Below are 19,972 nucleotides of genomic sequence, written 5' to 3'. Positions count from 1 at the left end.
TGCCGTAAGGCATGGAGCTGACTGTTACTAATCGGTCGAGGGCTTGACCTGAAATGTAAAACAAAAGTTTTGCAGAAAATGGTTGTGTTCGGAAAGAAAGTATTGTATGATATATAGATGTTAAGTGTATGCGGTTTTGAAGGTATATCTAGCGTAGGGGATTGGTCAAATGGTATGATAGGGGTCTCCAAAACCTTTGGTGGGAGTTCGATTCTCTCATCCCCTGTATTAGGAAAGAGTGAAGATACAAAATCTTCACTCTTTTTTCGTATTGTTTAAAAGAAAAGTCTAACAGAACAGGATTTACAGAATTTTAAGATATTTTTGTAAAGCAGGACTGTTTTTTATGGTGTAAATAAGGTACAATAGAGCCACAGAACATATTCAAAAATAATGAAAAATGAAACATGAGAAGGGAGTGGGTGTAACGTGAGCAGAGAAAAAAATGGAAGCCGCGGCACGGTAAAAGCTGTCATTTATCTTCTGATCGTAGTAATCCTTGCTGGAATGGTTGTTTATCTGACGCAGTCGCTGCGGCGGGACCGGGAGCCGGAGATTACGGGGACGTTTATTGACAGTAAGCTGGAGGCGGCGGGGGAGCTGACGTCGGCGAAGATGATTTATAACGGGCTGATTCATTACTCGGACGGGTCGATTCCGTTTCTGACGCAGAAGGCGTTTAATATGACATACCGTGCAGAGGTACGTGCGGGCGTGAATCTCGCGAAGGCGAATACGGAGGTGACGGATTCAGAAGTAACAGTTACACTTCCGGCAGTGGAGATTTTTGATATTTCCATCGACAATGATTCCATCCAGTATTACGATGAGAAGGCAGCGCTTCTGAACTGGGAGCGGAAGGAAGATGCGATGGATGCAATCGCGAGTGCGAAGGAGGATGTAGAGCAGCAGACGAAAGAAATGGATGACCTGGAAACGATGGCACAGGAACAGGCGAAAACACTGATTACCGGAATGCTGTCCGAGACGGTCGGGGACAAGACATTGGTTGTAAAATTTGAAGAATAGTACATAGACGGGATGCCAGCACTTCTTTTTGGGGATAAAAAAAGGAGGGCCGGTATTTCTTCTGGCAGAAACACCGGCATTATGAAAAAGAAAAATCTATATAAATTGGAAAGAATATTAGGTTGGGACAACGGTTGAAAGATAGAGGAAGATGATTTGTTGTCCCTTTGTTTTGATACGTTTAGTATAGTTGTCATATGTGAGGAAAGTGTGAATGGAGTTTGAAGAAACTTTGAAAAGATTTGTGAATGGCGCGGGTGAACATCGGAACATCCCAACGCCCGGATATCGCCGAATTTGCATAGAATTAACTTGAAAGTGAACACTGCTTCATGGTACAATCGTTTGGCATGTGTGAAATATGAGTTACATTTGAGAGGACAAAAACTATGGACTATAAACTGCTGCTGGACACCGTGGTCATGGCGGGAGAAATCCTGCTGGAAAGCGGGGCGGAGACGTGGCGGGTGGAGGATACCATGCTGCGGATGCTGCGCATGTCCGGCCTGAAAACAGCGGATGTACTGGCGCTGACGACCGGCTTTGTGGTAACGCTCGATGACCCGTCGATGGATTCCATGACTGTTATGCGCAGCGTAGAGAGCCGTGCAACGGATCTGAACCGGATCCATGCGGTCAATCAGCTTTCCCGCGATTTCTGCGAAGGAAATATCGACCTGGATGCGCTGTTCCACCGGGTGCGGGATATCTATCGTGCTAAGCCGGAAATTAAAAAAAATCTGCTCGCGATGATGGCGACGACCGCAGGCTTTGCAATCATGTTCGGAGCCGGGTTCTACGAAGTGTTGGCATCTGCACTTGCAGGTTTTATATCAGGAATCGGTGTTTACGGAGGAAAAAAAGCCGGGATGCAGTCGTTTCTTGTGAACTGTATCGGGTCATTTTTGCTGGCGGTCACATCTATTCTCTGTGTTCATTACCTGCCGGGGACCATGGATCTGAACGTCATTATCATTGCATCGATCATGCCCCTCGTACCGGGTGTGGCGATCACGAATGCGGTGTATGATACCCTGCACGGCGACTACATTTCCGGTGCGGCACGGATGCTTGAGGCGTTTGTAACCGCTGCTGCCATCGCAATCGGCGTGGGACTTGGCATGCTGCTGCTCCGTCCACTGGTGCGGTAGAGAAAACCGATACAGAAAAAAGATGAGGTTAAAGCAAAAATATGAGAATAGCAGGTGAAATCATCCTGAAATCCCTTGGAGCCTGGGTTGCAATCTGGGGATTTTCAAGACTGTTGAACGCACCAAAAAAGCTGGAATGCTACACGGCCGGTGTCGGTATGATCGGCTGGGCGGTCTATCTGATCGTGGAAGTATTCAACGACGGCATTCTGATGAAGAACTTTCTTGCCGCCGTTGCCGTCGCCCTGGTTTCCCAGGCAATGGCGCGTCATTTCAAAGCGCCGGTGATCCTTTTCGTGATCCCGGGCATTCTTCCGATGGTGCCGGGAGCCGGTATGTACCGCATCGTCTACTCGATCGTTATGGGGCCGGAAAACATGGTTGGAACGTATCTTTTAGAGACAGCGACCGCGGCAGGCGCAATTGCCCTTGGAATTTTCCTCGGAGAAGCGCTGCAGAAGGTATTTTTTTACGAATTCCATAGGTGATTTACGAAAAAAGTGAGAAATTTGCCAAAACCAAATTTTTTGCTTTTTTTTGTCGGATTTTATGATATACTTAACAGTGTATGTGCCCTTGGACGAAAGAAGAAATCTATAGGGACATTTTTAAGGAAAAAAGAAGAGAAGTAAGTAAAGTGCAGACACAGAACTATGAGGAGCAAAAAATATGAAGTTTGAAGATGATGATTTAAAGGACGGTAAACTTTGGGCTGCCCTGCAAAAAGAGATTGACCGTGACCTGGCGGAAAAGGAGAGCGGTGAAACATTCCAGGAAGAACTGGCAGACATCGAAGACTCCATTGAATTTGAAAGCAAAGAAACAAAAAGCGAAGATCACATCCCGGATGAGACTGCAAATTTAAGTAATCTGCGAAGTGTCCTTGAGGCAACTGAGCGTGCAAAAGACGAAGAAGCGAAGCAGAAAATGAAGCAGACCAAAGTGGAGCCTGTGACGCAGGACATCGAGATTCCGGAATTTACAGAAGAGGAAGAAGAAATCGAAGAGACGCCGGCGGAGACAAAAACAGAATCGGAACCGGAAGAAGTGATGGTGGATGATGATCTGATCATCAACGATCCATTCGCAGATGAGGATGATCTGCTGGGAGAAGAGAAGACAGAGACCAAGGGTTCGGAGAAAGAAGTGCTTGGTGATCAGGTGGAAGCCGCAATGGAGCGCCTCGTCAGCGACACGGTAGGCCATATCCCAATGCCGGAAATAGACGATGAGGATGATGACTACGACGATTATGAGGATGACGACGAAGAGTACATTCCGCATGGCGCAAAACCGCAGAAGAAAAAGGGAAAAGGCGGTGCGGTTATCGCCGTTGCAGCCGTTGCTGTTATTGCTGTGGGAGGCTTTTTCTATGGAAGCAAAATGTTCCATTACCAGAATTATTTTTTCAACGGAACAACCATCAACGGAGTAGACTGCTCGGATATGACGGCCAAAGAGGCAGAAACGAAAATCAAAGAGCAGGCTGCAAACTATACCTTAAATGTAAAATTCAAAGACAATGATACGAAGAGTGTCAGCGGAAAAGACATCGACTACACCTACGCCGGAGACGGCAGCGTGGAGAGCGTGTTAAAGAAACAGAACAGTTTCCTCTGGTTCCTGGGAAATGGCGGAAAAGAGAAAGATTCCCAGGTCACCATGCAGTACAGTCAGGAAAAACTGGATGCGGTGATTGATGGATTTGACGAATTCCAGTCCGCAGACGGTGAGAATGCACCGGCCAGCGCCTACATCACCTTCCAGAACAATGAGTTTGAGATTGTGGATGCTGTTATGGGTGAGGGAATGGATCTTACCCTTGCAAAACAGTGCATCGAAAACGCGCTGATCAATGCGGATACCGAAGTGGATCTTGAAAAAGCAGGCGTTTACGACGGAACCTTGGTAACAGCAGATGACGAAACACTGAATGCACAGAAGGATCAGTTAAATGAACTGGTACGCGCAAGTATCACATACAGTATGCCGGATGGAACAACACAGGTTCTTGACGGAAATACCATGAAAGACTGGCTGGCGGTCGATGCGGATGGAAATTATTCCAAAGATGAAAACCAGTGGAATGAAAAAGTAAAAGAATATGTGGCAAATCTTGCGGCAGCGATTGATACCGATGGCAAGGATCACACCTTCCCGGCAACCGGTATCGAAGGCGGCGTGACCATCAGCCAGGAAGGCTACGGATGGAAAGTGGATCAGGAGCAGGAGATAGCAAAGATCGCAGAAGAAGTAGATGCTCACGCAGCAGACGCAAGAGAGCCGCAGTATGCGCAGAGAGAGTTTGCTGCTTCCACAGAGAACAACGGATTCGGCAAGACGTATGTTGAGGTTGATGCCAGCCGTCAGCATATCTGGCTCTACAAAGATGGAAATCTGGTTGTCGACGGTGACTGTGTAACCGGTCTGATGGAGCAGAGCAGCTACACGAAGCCGGGTATCTACACAACCGCAGCAAAAGAAAGCCAGAAAAAACTGCACGGAGAGCTTCAGGCAGACGGCAGCTATTCCTGGGAAAGAGATGTGGATTCCTGGATTCCGTTCAACGGAGAGATTGGTTTCTACGATGCTTCCTGGAGAAGTAGTTTCGGCGGAAACCTGTATCTGACTGCAGGATCGACGACAGGATCTGTTGCACTTCCGACTGCAGTGGCACAGGCATTATATGACAATGTCGATGACGGAACACCGGTTATCATTTATTATTCCGAAGCTTATGAGGTAAGTGAAGACACGCTTACTGTGACACAGGCACCGGAAGCAGATGACGAAAATGTCGATGATACGACGAATACCACGACAGTAACGCCGACGAGAACGCCATCCTACACGTACGATGATTACACGCCGTCAACTCCGTCAACCCCATCAACTCCATCAACCCCATCAACTCCATCGACCCCGTCTACGCCGGAACCGACCACAGCACCGACCGAGATCCCGTCTACGCCGGAGCCGACCGTAGCACCGACGGAGACCCCGTCCACACCGGAACCGACCCAGGAGCCGAGCGCACCGGATCAGGGAGACCATACGGGTGACGATGATTACCCAGGTAAGGGCGAGAGCTGAGAAAAGAAGAAATAGAACATAAAAAATACGCATTCCGTTATCAAAACAGGAATGCGTATTTTTTATGAGAAAGAAACTGTTAAAAATTAATTTTCCGGTACGAACAGTGTGACAAGATCCATCGGGGAAGTGATGGTGTAGTCCGGGTTTTCGGTCTGACCAAAACCGTATGCGGCATGGACAAACGGGATTCCGGCCTCGCGTGTCGCCTTGTAGTCGCCGTCGGTATCGCCGACATAGACCGCGTGCTGCAGATGGTTCTGTTCGATGATTGTACGGATGTTGTCTGCCTTTGCCTTTCCGGTATCGCCAGGACAGAGATGGCCTTTGAAATAGTGACCGAGGCCTGTGGCTTCCAGAAAAACTTCGATATAGCCCGCCTGGCAGTTGCTTACGATATAAAGCGGGTAATGTCTGGAAAGAATAGAAAGTGCATCGACAAGTCCCGGATAAACAGGAGCCGGTGTCGCAAGAAGTGCCTCATGCTCTTTGGCACAGCATGCCTCGATCAGTTCTAACTGGCGCTCCTTTGGATATTCGTGGAAAATGACGGCGGCGATATCCGGGAGCAGGCGGCCGAACAGGCCTTTTAACACGGTTCCGGTGAGGTTTGGTGTCATATCAGTTTCTTTTTCCATAATCTGATTCCATGCGTCGGCAACAACGTCTGTGGAGTCCCACAGGGTGCCGTCCACATCAAAAATAATACTGTCGATCAAGAGTTTTTCCTCCATATCTTAAGGGTTTTGGTTATTCTTTTAAAGTATTTATTAATTTTAATCAAAAACACGTGAGAGCGCAATGTTTATTTTGCATTTTGGAGGAAAATGTGGCAAAATAAGAATGATATATTAACAGGAGATTACTATGCAGGACACAATCACAAAGCCATTATTGAAATGGTATGGCGAAAATAAAAGAGTGCTGCCGTGGAGAGAAAAAAAGAACCCGTATGAAATCTGGGTTTCCGAGATTATGCTCCAGCAGACGAGGGTGGAGGCGGTCAAGCCGTTTTATGAGCGGTTTATGCGTGAACTGCCCAATGTCGCAGCACTTGCGGTCTGTCCCGAGGAAAAGCTTTTGAAGCTCTGGGAAGGCCTTGGTTACTATAACCGTGTGCGGAATATGCAGAAGGCCGCACAGAAAATTATGGAAGTGTATGACGGTGTATTTCCGGCAGATTACGAAGCCTTAAAAGGACTTCCGGGAATTGGAAATTACACAGCGGGAGCCGTTGCATCGATCGCGTTTTGCATTCCGGTGCCGGCGGTGGACGGAAATGTGCTTCGTGTGATGGCACGCCTCCGGGAGGACGGTGAGGACATTTTAAAGCAGTCCGTGAAAAACCGCGTGGAAGCGGAATTGACCGAAATCATGCCGGCAGAAGATCCGGGAGCCTTCAACCAGGCGATGATGGATCTCGGCGCAATGGTCTGTCTGCCGAACGGCGCACCAAAATGTGAAGTCTGTCCGCTTTTTGACCAGTGTCTGGCGGGACAGCATCAGACCTGGACGGAATATCCGTTTAAAAAGAGCGCAAAGCCGCGCAGAATCGAAGACAGAACCGTTCTGTTATTTCTGGACGGTACGCACACAGCAGTGCGGAAACGGCCGAAAAAAGGACTTCTGGCGGGACTTTACGAGTTCCCGAACTTCGATGGCGTGCTCTCCGAACAGGAAGCACTTGAAGAGGCAGAAAAATTCGGCGTGACGCCGCTTCATATTCAGGCATTGCCGCCGTACAAGCACATTTTTTCCCATGTCGAGTGGCATATCACAGGATACGCTATTAAAATTGCAGGAAACGATGTGGAGCAGGAAGGGGAAGAAAAAGCCGGATTGATTTTTGCGGATGCGAAAACCGCGGCTGAAAGATATGCCATTCCGTCTGCGTTTGCGGAATACGCAAAATATACAGATCTGGAACGTGCCTGAAACGGCAGAAGAGCAAAAAAGAGCAGGGAGAAAAAAGATGAAGATTTTATCAATTGCAGTACCATGCTATAATTCAGAAGCATATATGGAGAAATGTATCGATTCGCTGCTGGTCGGCGGAGAAGAAGTAGAAATTCTGATCGTGGACGATGGTTCCAAGGACGGAACCACAGAGATTGCAGACCGCTATCAGGAAAAATATCCGACGATTGTAAAAGCGATTCATCAGGAAAACAAGGGCCACGGCGGAGCAGTCAACACGGGTGTGGAAAATGCGACGGGTCTGTACTTTAAGGTTGTGGACAGTGATGACTGGGTAAACCCAGAGGCATACCAGAAGATTTTAAATGTTCTGGCAGAAGTCGTACGCGGACCGAAAACACTCGACCTTCTGATCAGTAACTATGTGTATGAAAAAGAGGGCGCCAAGAGAAAACGTGTGATGCGCTATGCGAAATCGCTGCCGGAAGGCCGCTTTTTCGGATGGGATGAGGCGAAAGCTCTCGGCAAAACACATTATCTGCTGATGCATTCGCTGATTTACCGGACTTCTCTTTTAAGAGAGTGCGGCATGAAGCTGCCGGAGCACACCTTCTATGTGGATAATCTGGTTGCGTTTATTCCGCTTCCGTACGTCAAAACGATGTATTATCTCGATGTCAATTTCTACCGCTACTTTATCGGGAGAGCCGACCAGTCGGTTAACGAGAAAGTCATGATCGGCAGAATTGACCAGCAGATCCGTGTCAACAAGCTGATGATCGATTACCTTGGTGAACAGAAAGGGCTGTCGAAGCACCTGCGGAAATATATGATCAGCTATCTGACCATTATTATGACGGTTTCTTCCGTGATGATGATGCGCTCTGGAACGGAAGAAAATCTCGAGAAAAAGAACGATCTTTGGAGATACCTGAAACAGGAGGATGCAGCCGATTACTTCCGCATCCGCCACGGCATTTTCGGAACTGTTATGAGCAGCAAATCAAAACCGGGACAGAAAATTGCAGTCTATGCCTACAAGGTAGCGCAGAAACTGTATGGATTTAACTAGAAAGTAACGAAGCGGAGGAACGAACAATGCGAGTAGGAATGGGTTACGATGTGCATAAACTGGTGGAAAACCGGAAACTGATTCTGGGCGGTGTGGAAATCCCGTATGAATATGGCCTTCTGGGACATTCCGATGCAGATGTGCTGGTCCATGCCATTATGGATGCGCTTCTCGGCGCTGCAGCACTGCGGGACATCGGACGCCATTTTCCGGACAATGATCCGGCGTATGAGGGCGCAGACAGCATCGAACTGCTGAAAAAAGTGGGTGAGATGCTCGAGGAGCGGATGTATCTGATTGAAAATATCGATGCAACCGTTATTGCACAGAAGCCGAAGCTCCTGCCATACATCGACACGATGGTGAAAAATGTGGCGGAGGCGCTTCATCTCGAAGAGGATCAGGTCAATATCAAGGCAACGACCGAGGAAGGACTTGGCTTTACCGGAAAGAAAGAGGGAATTTCCGCACAGGCGATCTGCTGCATTTCCAAGGCACTCGACCTGATGCCGGACGACCGGATCGCAGGCGGATGCAGCGGCTGCCCGGGATGCGCAAAGAACGCAGAAGAATAAAAGAGAAATGCGATTGCACAAGGCCGGAAGATGTGGTAGACTGGAAGAAGAATAAGGGAGTAGTCGGCGGCATACGTGACGCTATAAGGCCAACAACCGAAGAAAAAGCATTTCTTCTGGCTTTGTATGAAATGACAAGACTTATCTGTATCAACAAATATGGTGCGGATAGGTCTTTTTCTATATAGAAAGAGACCGGTGTACCAGTGGGAACTTATCACAGGAACGCAAAAAGCGTTTTCAGAAGAAAGGACGGATGGAAATGAAAGAGTATCTGGAAAAAAGTTCGAAGATTCTTGATGAGTTACAGACAACGGAGCAGGGACTTTCCGAGGCGGAAGCTGCGCGGCGGCTTTCCGAACACGGACCGAATCGGCTGGCGGCGGGAAAAAAGAAGAGCAATCTGCAGCGGTTTTTCGAAGAACTGAAAGACCCGATGATCCTGATCCTGCTCGCCGCAGCGTTGATTTCCGGCATCACATCGGCGTATGAAGGCGAATCGTACGCTGATGTGGTCATTATTCTCACCGTTGTCATCATTAATGCGGTGCTCGGTGTTCTGCAGGAGAGCAAGGCAGAGAAAGCGATTGAAGCTCTGCAGGAGATCGCGGCAGCCACGTCGAAGGTGATGCGCGGCGGGAAAATGGAAGTGAAAAAGAGCGAGGAGCTCGTACCCGGTGATATTGTAATTCTCGAAGCGGGCGATGCTGTTCCGGCGGATGGCCGTATTTTAGAGAGCGCCAGCATGAAAATCGAGGAAGCAGCGCTGACCGGAGAATCTGTCCCGGTCAATAAAACAGCGGATGTTCTGAACGCCGGCGCAGCCAGCGAGGTTCCGCTCGGGGACCGGAAAAACATGGTCTATATGGGAAGCACCGTTGTCTATGGCCGCGGCCGCGCTGTTATCACCGGAACGGGTATGAAAACCGAGATGGGAAAAATCGCCCATGTTCTGACGCAGTCGGCGGATGAGAGCACACCGCTGCAGAAGCGGCTGAACCAGCTCAGCAAAATCTTAAGCGTGATGGTGCTCGCCATCTGTGCCATGATTTTCGTTGTCGGCATTTTAAAAGAGGGCGTGACGCCGCAGAACATCTTAAATACCTTTATGGTAGCCGTCAGCCTTGCCGTAGCGGCAATTCCGGAAGGACTTGCGGCAGTTGTCACAATCGTGCTTTCCATCGGTGTGACCAAAATGTCAAAGCGGAATGCGGTGATCCGGAAACTGACGGCTGTCGAGACGCTCGGCTGTACGCAGGTGATCTGCTCGGATAAGACAGGAACGCTGACACAGAATAAGATGACCGTGGTAAAACATGAGGGAAGCGATATAAAACGTCTCGTATCCGTCATGGCACTCTGCTCCGATGCGGAGCCGGACGAAAACGGCGAGGCAGTCGGAGAACCGACGGAATGTGCGTTGGTCAACGATGCGCAGAAAGAGGGATGCCCGAAGAAGAGCCTGTCCGTCCAGTATCCGCGTGTCGGGGAAGCGCCGTTTGATTCGATGCGGAAACGCATGACAACGATCCACCGCGCAAACGACGGAACGTATTTTTCCTGCACAAAAGGCGCACCGGATGAGATTCTGAAGCGGTGCACCTCCGTTTGGCGTGACGGCAGAAAACAGCCGATGACAGAAGCATTCCGGCAGGAAATCCTGTCGCAGAACAAGGCGATGGCAGACCAGGCACTCCGCGTGCTGGCGGCAGCAGGAAGAGCGTGGAACCAGATGCCGTCCTCCCAGGAGCCGGACTTTCTGGAGCAGGATCTCTGCTTTTTAGGACTTTGCGGTATGATTGATCCGGTGCGGCCGGAAGTAGTCGATGCGATCCGGGAATGCCGCGGGGCAGGCATCCGTCCGGTGATGATTACGGGTGACCACAAAGACACAGCGGTTGCTATTGCAAAAGAGCTGGGTATTCTGGAGGCGGGCTGGAAAGCGGTAACGGGAGCCGAGATTGACCAGTTAAGCGATGAGGAGCTTGACCGGAGAATCGAGGAATATGCTGTTTACGCACGCGTCCAGCCGGAGCATAAAGTGCGGATCGTCGATGCGTGGAAGCGGAAAGGCAGAATCACCGCGATGACAGGAGACGGAGTCAACGATGCGCCGTCGATCAAGCGTGCGGATATCGGCATCGGAATGGGCATCACGGGAACGGATGTGACGAAAAACGTGGCAGATATGGTGCTCGCGGACGACAACTTTGCGACGATCATCGCGGCGGTTGAGGAAGGAAGACGAATCTACGATAATATCCGCAAGGCAATTCAGTTCCTTCTGGCATCGAACCTTGCCGAGGTGCTGTCGATTTTCTGCGCGACGCTGATGGGCTTTACGATTTTAAATCCGGTGCATCTGCTCTGGATCAACCTGATTACGGACTGCTTCCCGGCGCTGGCGCTCGGTATGGAGGACGGTGAGGCAGACATCATGAAACGCCCGCCGAGAAATGCGGATGACGGTATTTTTGCGGACGGCCTCGGCTTTGATGTTGCGTTTCAGGGCATCGTGATTACGGTGCTGACGCTGGCGTCCTACTTCATCGGCCACTATCTGGAAGCCGGCCGCTGGGAAATCGTCAACAGCCCGGACGGCATGTCGATGGCGTTTCTGACACTCTCTATGGTGGAAATTTTCCATTCCTTCAATATGAGATCACGGAAAGGTTCTATTTTCCACATGAAGCATCAGAACAAGTATCTGTGGGGCGCGATGGCACTCTCATTTGTCCTCACATCCGCCGTCATTTACATCCCGGTACTGTCGAGTGCGTTCGGTTTTGAGCGGATCAGCGCGTTGGAATATGATGTGGCGATCGGCCTTGGACTGCTTGTCATTCCGGCGGTCGAAATCAGCAAGTGGATCCGGCGGAAATTTGCTTGACAAACGAGAAAAATTTGCATAAACTAGAACAAACGGAAACAGAAAAAGGCTTGGAACGGAAAAAGTAGAAAATCAGAATTGTTTCACAGAGAATGGCAGACAAATGGGGCTGGAAGCTGCCTGAAACGAGGGTTTTTGAAGTGCGTCCGGAAGCTGGCCGGGTGAAGCGGAAAAAGTGGGTAGTCCGGCACGGGTCCTGCACGTTATGCAGAAGAAAAGAAGAGGGCAGGTGTGCCCTTAAAGTAAAGTGGAACCACGGAGCTATTTCGTCTTTATCGGAGATGAAACAGCTCCGTTTTTGAATATTACTGTTATGCAGAATGATGGTAAGAAATAAAAATCCGGAAAAGTCCCAGCAGGAGGCAAGGAGAGGAAAGATGAGTTTTTTCGCGTATTTTAAAGAGGAATTTCAGGTGATTCAGGAGCGGGATCCGGCGATACATTCTCCCATGGAAGTCTTGCTGTATCCTTCATTTCGTGTTATGCTGAAGTACAGACGGGCGCACAAGCTATATCTGAAAGGCCATTACTTTCTGGCCAGATGGATTTCACAGCGGGCAGCGAGAAAAACCGGTATCGAAATCCATCCGGGTGCGACGATCGGAAAGGGATTGTTTATTGATCATGGTTCTGGTGTGATTATCGGAGAAACAGCCATTATCGGAGACAACGTGACGCTGTATCAGGGCGTGACGCTTGGCGGTAATGGTAAGGAGACCGGGAAACGTCATCCGACGCTGAAGGACAATGTTATGGTCAGCGCCGGTGCGAAGATCATCGGATCGTTTACGATCGGGGAAAACTCCAAAATCGGAGCCGGATCGGTTGTGATCGAGGAGGTTCCGCCGAACTGTACCGTCGTCGGCGTGCCGGGGCACATTGTGAAGCAGAATGATGTGCGGATTCCGAGAAAAAGCATGGATCACATTCATCTGCCGGACCCGATTTTCGAGGATATCAAAGTACTGCAGCAGGAGAATACGGAGCTTACGAACCGTGTGCTCGAGCTGGAGGGCGAGCTGCGTCAGATGAGGAAAAAAGAAAGGACAGAACAGAAGTGACGGAAGTGGGCAAAGAGACAGAAAACGAGGAGCTTTTTCCAGAGGCAGTTTTCGGGGAGAAGGATTATCTTTCGGAGGTATTCGGACTGGAACAGCATGACATCCGCATGTATTCGCCGCTTACGCTGGCCTACATCGGGGATGCTGCGTATGAGATCGTCATCCGCACGATTCTGGTGCGGAAAGCAAATATGCAGGTCAACAAGCTGCACCGCCATGCGGCAGGGCTTGTAAAGGCGGAGAAACAGTCGGCGATGATTGAAATTCTGGAGCCGCTGTTTACCGAAGAGGAAAAACAGATTTATAAAAGAGGCAGAAATGCGAAATCCTATACCAAGGCAAAAAATGCGTCCACGATCGACTACCGCCGGGCAACCGGGTTTGAGGCCGTGATGGGGTATCTGTACCTGAAAGGGGATTACAAGCGGATGATCGACCTGATCCGGGCAGGACTTGGCGAAGTGTGAGAGCAGATAAGATTCAGAAAATAAAAAAGAAGCGGCAGGGCAGTGGGGCTTTTGAAAAAGCAAAAGTTCCCACTGCTTTTGGGACCGCGGAACAGGAATGATATGAGAGAAAACAACAGAAACGACAAGAGAAACTTTGAGAGAAGAGACGGAAAAAAACGTGACTTTAAGGGGAAACGAGATTACCGTGACAGAGACAGAAAACAGGAAGTACAGCAGGCGGATGAGGAGTTTACAGGCGGCATGGTAGAGGGAAGAAATGCTGTCATCGAGGCGTTCCGCTCCGGCAAGACCGTGGACAAGCTGTTCGTCCTTGCAAGCAGCCAGGACGGCCCGATCCGCACGATCATCCGTGAGGCGAAAAAACACGATACCATCATCAATTATGTAGAAAAAGAACGTCTTGACGAGCTGTCCACCACCGGAAAGCATCAGGGTGTCATTGCACAGGTGGCTTCCTACAGTTATGCAACCGTTGAGGACATCCTCGCGCGCGCAGAGGAGAAAGGAGAGCCGCCATTTATCCTTCTGCTGGACGGCATTGAGGATCCGCATAACCTCGGTGCGATCATCCGTACCGCAAACCTGGCAGGCGCACATGGTGTCATCGTGCCGAAGCACCGCGCAGTCGGCCTGACAGCAACCGTTGCCAAAACGTCGGCAGGTGCATTAAATTACACACCGGTGGCAAAGGTGACGAATCTGGTGCAGACCATGGAAATGCTGAAGGAAAAGGGCATCTGGTTTGTCTGCGCGGACATGAACGGACAGAGAATGTATGATCTCGACCTCAAAGGACCGATCGGCCTTGTAATCGGAAATGAGGGAGAGGGTGTCAGCCGTCTGGTGAGAGAAAACTGCGACTTCACAGCCACAATTCCGATGAAAGGCGATATCGACTCTCTGAACGCTTCCGTGGCAGCCGGCGTGCTCGCTTATGAGATTGTAAGACAGAGAAGCTGCTAGAAATTGCGGAAAATCACATTACGCTCCGGCGGAAGAAAGATGAAGGATACAAGAGATATGATGGTGAAAGATTACGATACCTGTACGGATGAGGAGCTGATTGCGCGTCTGCGGGCAGGAGAACGCGAGATTACCGATTATCTGATCGACAAATACAAATCGCTGGTGCGGACCAGGGCGAGGGCGCTGTACCTGGTGGGCGGAGATCACGAGGATCTGATCCAGGAGGGCATGCTCGGACTTTTTAAGGCAGTGCGTGACTACAAACCGGGGAAGGAGGCATCGTTTGCCACCTTCGCCGGCCTGTGCATCGACCGTCAGATGTATTCGGCAGTGGCATCGTCCCAGCGCCAGAAGCATCAGCCGCTGAACAGCTTCGTCTCGTTAAGTGAACCGGTTTCCGAGCAGGAGCTGCGCCTGGTGGACGAGGAGACACCGGAGGAGATCATGATCAGCCGGGAAAACGTAATCGGCATGCATGAGCGGATCAAAGAACGGCTCAGCAAATTTGAGTACCAGGTGCTGGAATTGTATCTGAAAGGGTACGATTATACGCAGATTGCAGAAAAACTTGGAAAGCAGCCGAAGGCAATCGACAATGCACTGCAGAGAATCCGCAGTAAAGTGCGGGAGGTCTGTTCGTGAGATGGAAAAACGACCGAAAAAATTACGGTGAATTGTCAAAAGTGCAGGAAAATCTGTGAACAAATAAAAATTTTCAAATTTGTAGAAAAAACTGTTGACAATTCACTATAGTTTTGATAGAATACCAAATGTAGCAAGGAGCTAACAAAAAACAAAACAACTTGCGAATGCTGATGTGGCTCAGTCGGTAGAGCGTCGCCTTGGTAAGGCGGAGGTCACGGGTTCGATTCCCGTCATCAGCTTACTTAAGAAAGATCCCGGGAAACCGGGATTTTTTCATTATATAAAAACAACGGGAGACAGATCGGAAAAAACGAGGTGAAAAGAATGGAGTCAAAACGTAAGGTACTGCAGAAGCTGTTCCTTTCCACGCTGTATCTGAGCGCGTTTACGTTCGGAGGCGGGTATGTGATTGTGACGCTGATGAAGAAAAAGTTCGTGGATGAGTACCACTGGATTGAGGAAAATGAGATGCTGGACCTGGTAGCGATTGCACAGTCGTCGCCGGGGCCGATTGCGGTAAACGGAGCGATTGTCGTCGGGTATAAGCTGGCGGGGCTGATCGGTGTGCTGGTTTCCATTATTGGAACGATTATTCCGCCGTTTCTGGTTATCTCTGTGATTTCGGTCTGCTACCAGGCGTTTCGGGATAATTTTTTTGTGAGTCAGATGCTGGAAGGGATGCAGGCAGGTGTCGGAGCAGTGATTGCATCTGTGACGTATGAGATGGGAGCCGGGGTTGTGAAAGAAAAAGATCCACTGTCGCTGGTGATTCTTGTCTGTGCGTTTGCAGCAGCCTGTTTTTTCAAGGTCAACGTGATTTATATTGTACTGGTCTGCGGTGCCATCGGTGCGGTGCGGACGATTCTGGCGAAACGGAGGGGTGCGAAATGATCTATCTTCAGTTATTTTTAAGCTTTTTCCAGATCGGCCTGTTCAGCTTCGGCGGAGGCTATGCCGCCATGCCGTTGATTCAGGGGCAGGTGGTGCAGGGACACGGCTGGCTGTCGATGTCGGAGTTTACGGATCTGATTACCATCTCCCAGATGACGCCGGGGCCGATCGCAGTCAATTCGGCTACGTTCGTCGGAATTAAAATCGCTGGTGTTCCGGGCGCACTTGCGGCAACGTTTGGCTGTATTCTGCCGTCGTGTATTCTTGTCACATTGCTTGCGAAACTCTATTTAAAATACCGTGAAATGGCAATGCTCCAGGGCATCCTCCGCTCCCTCCGCCCGGCGGTTGTGGCGATGATCGGTTCCGCAGGGATTTCAATTCTGGTCACGGCGTTTTGGAGCAGTGAAGGAGATACCGTGATCCGGCTGGCGCAGACGAACTGGAGTCTTGTCGTGATCTTTATCATCAGCCTCATCCTGCTGCAGAAAGGCAAAAAGAACCCAATCTTTGTGATGGTACTGGCCGGGGTGATGAAGGTGGCAGTGGCGCTGGTGGAAAAATTTGCGGCATGCTGTGGGACGATTTTTTAAATTCAAAGGTGAATGCTTTTCAGGACGTATTAAACTCAAAAATATATATCGATAAAACAGGATTGCTGGAATACACCAACAGTGTGATTGACACAACATCGAAGTTTATCTGCAACAGCCGCCCCAGAAGATTTGGAAAATCGATCACAGCGGATATGATGACTGCGTACTACAGCAGAGGTCTGGATACAGAAGAAATGTTTGAAAAGCTTAATATTGGTCAGGCGGCAAATCAGAAAATACAGGATGAATATCAAACAGCAGATTCTTAATAGGGAAGGTAAACATAGTGTTATACATTATTTTTGATTTTATAATGGCAGTAATTATGTTTATGTCACTTCCTTTTATTATTGGAATAATGGTAGATATCCGCTATCAGGGAATTGGGTGCTTTGCGGCATGGGTAATATGGGGAGTTATGTTTATCTTATTGTTGAGGCTGTTTAATGCTCTGAAATTAAGATGTCAAAAAAAGCCAGAAAAAAGATAAAAAGGATCTTTCTTTCTAAACATGAATCGTGTATAATAAACATTACTGTTCGGGGCCTGCCTGGAGAAATCCAGAAAGGCTCCGATTTATGTCATTTATTTTATACAGCAAGAAAAGGGGGAAACCATGCAGAAACACAGAAAATTTATTGGGAACAAACGGTTTTACCTGATGGTGCTTGGCGTTGCGATGCCGATTATGATTCAGAACGGTATCACCAACTTTGTCAGCCTTCTCGACAACATCATGGTAGGACAGGTCGGCACCGAGCAGATGTCCGGTGTTGCGATCGTCAATCAGCTTCTTTTTATCTATAACCTCTGTATCTTTGGAGGCGTGTCTGGCGCAGGAATCTTCACTGCGCAGTATTTCGGACAGGGCAACGACGAGGGTGTGCGAAACACCTTCCGCTTCAAGCTCTGGATCGGCGTGATCCTGACGGCAGCGGCAATCACTATTTTCCTTGGTGCGCACGAGCCTCTGATTCGTCTCTACCTGACAGGCGATCAGGGAAGCCAGGACATGAATGCGACATTAGCCTATGGCATTTCTTATATGAAGGTCATGCTGGTAGGACTCCCGCCGTTCCTGTTTGTGCAGCTTTATGCCAGCACGCTGCGCGAATGCGGCGAGACAATGCTTCCGATGAAGGCCGGTATTACCGCTGTCTTCGTTAATCTGGTTTTTAACTACATTTTAATCTACGGAAAATTCGGTGCACCGCAGCTCGGCGTTGTCGGCGCGGCAGCCGCAACGGTGCTGTCCCGTTACGTGGAGATGGCGATTGTGCTGATCCGCACGCATGGAAACAAAGAAAAATATCGTTTTACGAAGCATCTGTACCGCACGATCCGTGTTCCGGCGGCTTTGACGAAACAGATCCTCATCAAAGGAACACCGCTGATGCTGAACGAAACGTTCTGGGCCGGCGGCGTTGCGATCCTGATGCAGTGTTACTCCGTGCGTGGACTGAATGTCGTAGCCGCGATGAATATCTCCAACACGATCTCGAACCTGTTCAACGTCGTTTTCATCGCACTCGGCGATTCCGTTGCCATCATCGTCGGACAGCTCCTCGGAGCCGGAAGGATGGAAGAGGCAAAGGATACCGATACGAAGCTGATCACGTTTTCTGTATTACTCTGTATTGTGATCGGCGCGCTGATGGCGCTCGTGGCTCCGCTCTTCCCACGCCTCTACAACACGACGGACGAAGTACGCCACATGGCGGCAATCTTCATCGTGGAAGTGGCCATGTTCATGCCGGTCAATGCATTCCTGCATGCAAGCTACTTTACCCTGCGCTCCGGTGGAAAAACGATCATCACGTTCCTGTTCGACAGCGTATTCATCTGGGTTGTCAGTGTGCCGGTGGCTTTCTGCCTGAGCCGTTTTACCGGACTTTCGATCTACGCAATCTACTTTATGGTTATGTCGGTTGACCTGATCAAGTGCGTGATTGGATTTGTCCTTGTCAAGAAAGGAGTCTGGCTGCAGAATATTGTGGCGGAGTAAAGAAAAAAATCTGTCTGTTTTCCAGTCTGAAAAGGATGGGAGGCGGGCAGATTTTTTGCTTTATAAAAAACTTTGTTGAATTTTACTGTAAAGCAAAAAAAGCCCTCCGGGCAGGATCGGACTGCGGCTGAGAGAAAGAAAAAGAGTATTTTTGATAAAATTTCGCAAATGAAGCAGCCGTTTTTGGCGGAAAAGTAGAAATTTTTTCATTAATCAAAACACCGGTTGAAATTTAGAGAACGCTTGTTATAATAGGGGTGCAGCGAACAGACATCCCGTGTGACGCGTGAATCTCTCTTCCTATTATTAATGAGACGCAGTCACACATGAAATGGAGGAAAAAAGCGATGGATTACGCAAAAGAATCATTAAAAATGCACTATGAATTACGCGGAAAGCTTGAGGTCACTTCCCGGGCGGCCGTAGATACAAAAGATGCCTTGAGTCTTGCCTATACACCGGGTGTGGCGGCGCCGTGCCTGGAAATTCAGAAAGATGTCAACAAGAGCTACGAGCTGACCAGAAGATGGAACACGGTAGCTGTTGTTACAGATGGAACCGCAGTTCTCGGACTTGGAGATATCGGCCCGGAGGCCGGCATGCCGGTCATGGAAGGAAAATGCGTGCTGTTTAAAGAATTCGGTGGTGTCGATGCAATCCCGCTCTGCGTGCGCAGCAAGGATGTGGATGATATTGTCAATACCGTGCGTCTTCTCGCAGGAAGCTTCGGCGGTGTCAACCTGGAGGACATCTCCGCACCGAGATGTTTTGAGATCGAGAAGAAATTAAAGGAATGCTGTGATATTCCGATTTTCCACGATGATCAGCATGGAACAGCCGTGATCACACTGGCCGGTGTCATCAATGCGCTGAAACTGGTTGGAAAGAAACTGGATGAAGTCAAAATTGTTACCTCAGGAGCCGGTGCAGCCGGAATCGCCATTATCCGCCTGCTGATTTCGATGGGTCTCAAAAACGTCATCATGACAGACCGCAAAGGTGCGATTTACGAGGGACGCGACGGCCTCAACCCGATCAAAGAGGAGATGGCGAAGATCACAAACTACAACCATGAGAAGGGCACGCTTGCAGAGGTAATCAAAGGAGCCGATATTTTTATTGGCGTTTCTGCGCCGGGTACGCTCACTCCCGATATGGTACGTACGATGGCAAAAGATCCGATCATCTTTGCCTGCGCAAATCCGACGCCGGAGATTTTCCCGGACGAGGCGAAAGCAGCAGGAGCAGCCGTTGTCAGCACAGGAAGAAGCGATTACCCGAACCAGGTCAACAACGTACTCTGCTTCCCGGGCATCTTCCGCGGAGCGCTCGATGTGAGAGCATCTGATATCAACGATGAAATGAAGGTCGCAGCAGCTTACGCAATCGCAGGCCTGGTAAGCGATGAAGAGCTGAACGCAGACTACATCCTCCCGGCAGCCTTTGATCCGCGTGTCAAAGATGCGGTGGCAGCAGCCGTTGCAGAGGCAGCAAGAAAGAGCGGCGTAGCGAGAATTTAAACAGAGTTTGATACAAAAGAAAACGACAGAAAAAGGCTTCCCGGACAGCAAGGAAATCCGGGAAGCCTTTTTGCGTATCGTTAAGAAATTA

Annotated in this window: 18 protein-coding genes, 2 tRNA genes and 1 other annotated feature; of the genes, 19 read left to right on the top strand and 1 reads right to left on the bottom strand. The window is 49.5% G+C overall.

Annotation, left to right across the window (positions count from 1 at the left end; genetic code table 11):
- Positions 1 to 155 precede the first annotated feature (155 nt).
- From DXB83_RS14425 to DXB83_RS14405, 5 genes are all read left to right on the top strand, one after another.
- A tRNA-Trp gene (locus tag DXB83_RS14425) sits at positions 156 to 226 on the top strand.
- 203 nt (positions 227 to 429) lie between these two features.
- Positions 430 to 1,029 (top strand): DUF4230 domain-containing protein, encoded by a 600-nt coding sequence (locus DXB83_RS14420; protein WP_055268449.1) that lies wholly within the window; start codon positions 430 to 432, stop codon positions 1,027 to 1,029.
- A gap of 389 nt (positions 1,030 to 1,418) precedes the next feature.
- Positions 1,419 to 2,180, top strand: a complete 762-nt coding sequence (locus DXB83_RS14415) for a threonine/serine exporter family protein (RefSeq protein ID WP_118697778.1) — start codon at positions 1,419 to 1,421, stop codon at positions 2,178 to 2,180.
- 41 nt (positions 2,181 to 2,221) lie between these two features.
- Positions 2,222 to 2,668, top strand: coding sequence for a threonine/serine exporter family protein (locus DXB83_RS14410; protein WP_022463061.1), 447 nt, complete (start codon positions 2,222 to 2,224; stop codon positions 2,666 to 2,668).
- Between the two features lie 181 nt (positions 2,669 to 2,849).
- Entirely contained in the window at positions 2,850 to 5,273 is a 2,424-nt protein-coding gene (locus DXB83_RS14405; RefSeq protein ID WP_118595585.1) for a L,D-transpeptidase family protein, read from the top strand.
- 86 nt (positions 5,274 to 5,359) lie between these two features.
- Here DXB83_RS14405 and DXB83_RS14400 read toward each other — a convergent pair whose 3' ends face one another.
- Positions 5,360 to 5,992 carry an HAD family hydrolase gene (locus DXB83_RS14400; RefSeq protein ID WP_226906388.1) on the bottom strand — a complete coding sequence of 211 codons (633 nt, stop codon included), beginning with the start codon at positions 5,990 to 5,992 and terminating at the stop codon, positions 5,360 to 5,362.
- A gap of 148 nt (positions 5,993 to 6,140) precedes the next feature.
- Between DXB83_RS14400 and mutY the strand changes: the two genes are divergently transcribed.
- From mutY to DXB83_RS14320, 14 genes are all read left to right on the top strand, one after another.
- Positions 6,141 to 7,208, top strand: coding sequence for an A/G-specific adenine glycosylase (gene mutY / locus DXB83_RS14395; RefSeq protein WP_055267466.1), 1,068 nt, complete (start codon positions 6,141 to 6,143; stop codon positions 7,206 to 7,208).
- Between the two features lie 37 nt (positions 7,209 to 7,245).
- Positions 7,246 to 8,262 (top strand): glycosyltransferase family 2 protein, encoded by a 1,017-nt coding sequence (locus tag DXB83_RS14390; protein ID WP_055267469.1) that lies wholly within the window; start codon positions 7,246 to 7,248, stop codon positions 8,260 to 8,262.
- Between the two features lie 26 nt (positions 8,263 to 8,288).
- The gene (gene ispF / locus DXB83_RS14385; RefSeq protein ID WP_022463066.1) at positions 8,289 to 8,837 is read left to right on the top strand and encodes a 2-C-methyl-D-erythritol 2,4-cyclodiphosphate synthase; all 549 of its coding nucleotides are present in this window, start codon (positions 8,289 to 8,291) and stop codon (positions 8,835 to 8,837) included.
- Between the two features lie 262 nt (positions 8,838 to 9,099).
- Complete coding sequence (locus tag DXB83_RS14380) at positions 9,100 to 11,727, top strand: cation-translocating P-type ATPase (RefSeq protein ID WP_118697779.1); 2,628 nt, start codon at positions 9,100 to 9,102, stop codon at positions 11,725 to 11,727.
- A 42-nt stretch (positions 11,728 to 11,769) separates the two neighbouring features.
- Positions 11,770 to 12,004, top strand: a binding site (T-box leader).
- Between the two features lie 100 nt (positions 12,005 to 12,104).
- Complete coding sequence (gene epsC, locus DXB83_RS14370; RefSeq protein ID WP_055227154.1) at positions 12,105 to 12,788, top strand: serine O-acetyltransferase EpsC; 684 nt, start codon at positions 12,105 to 12,107, stop codon at positions 12,786 to 12,788.
- Between the two features lie 107 nt (positions 12,789 to 12,895).
- Complete coding sequence (locus tag DXB83_RS14365; RefSeq protein WP_055221333.1) at positions 12,896 to 13,255, top strand: Mini-ribonuclease 3; 360 nt, start codon at positions 12,896 to 12,898, stop codon at positions 13,253 to 13,255.
- A 243-nt stretch (positions 13,256 to 13,498) separates the two neighbouring features.
- Positions 13,499 to 14,221: a 23S rRNA (guanosine(2251)-2'-O)-methyltransferase RlmB gene (gene rlmB, locus DXB83_RS14360; protein WP_055221331.1), complete on the top strand. Its 723-nt coding sequence runs from the start codon at positions 13,499 to 13,501 to the stop codon at positions 14,219 to 14,221.
- A gap of 39 nt (positions 14,222 to 14,260) precedes the next feature.
- The gene (sigH, locus tag DXB83_RS14355) at positions 14,261 to 14,866 is read left to right on the top strand and encodes an RNA polymerase sporulation sigma factor SigH (RefSeq protein ID WP_226906387.1); all 606 of its coding nucleotides are present in this window, start codon (positions 14,261 to 14,263) and stop codon (positions 14,864 to 14,866) included.
- 169 nt (positions 14,867 to 15,035) lie between these two features.
- Positions 15,036 to 15,108 (top strand) — tRNA-Thr (locus tag DXB83_RS14350).
- Positions 15,109 to 15,193: 85 nt separating this feature from the next.
- A complete protein-coding gene (locus DXB83_RS14345; protein ID WP_118666965.1) occupies positions 15,194 to 15,760 on the top strand; it encodes a chromate transporter in 567 nt (188 codons plus the stop codon).
- On the top strand, positions 15,757 to 16,353 hold the full coding sequence (locus DXB83_RS14340) for a chromate transporter (protein WP_118666966.1): 597 nt from the start codon (positions 15,757 to 15,759) through the stop codon (positions 16,351 to 16,353). Before DXB83_RS14345 ends, DXB83_RS14340 begins: the two co-directional genes overlap by 4 nt.
- The gene (locus tag DXB83_RS14335) at positions 16,332 to 16,625 is read left to right on the top strand and encodes an AAA family ATPase (RefSeq protein ID WP_117804327.1); all 294 of its coding nucleotides are present in this window, start codon (positions 16,332 to 16,334) and stop codon (positions 16,623 to 16,625) included. Before DXB83_RS14340 ends, DXB83_RS14335 begins: the two co-directional genes overlap by 22 nt.
- 347 nt (positions 16,626 to 16,972) lie before the next feature.
- Positions 16,973 to 18,361, top strand: coding sequence for an MATE family efflux transporter (locus DXB83_RS14325; protein WP_117804325.1), 1,389 nt, complete (start codon positions 16,973 to 16,975; stop codon positions 18,359 to 18,361).
- 347 nt (positions 18,362 to 18,708) lie between these two features.
- Positions 18,709 to 19,881, top strand: a complete 1,173-nt coding sequence (locus tag DXB83_RS14320) for an NAD(P)-dependent malic enzyme (RefSeq protein ID WP_055267479.1) — start codon at positions 18,709 to 18,711, stop codon at positions 19,879 to 19,881.
- Positions 19,882 to 19,972 lie beyond the last annotated feature (91 nt).

The sequence above is a fragment of the Blautia sp. OM06-15AC genome (assembly GCF_003481425.1).
Taxonomy (GTDB): Bacteria; Bacillota; Clostridia; order Lachnospirales; family Lachnospiraceae; genus Fusicatenibacter; species Fusicatenibacter saccharivorans.
Note: the sequence above shows the minus strand (reverse complement) of the source record. Positions and strands in the feature narration are given on the sequence as shown.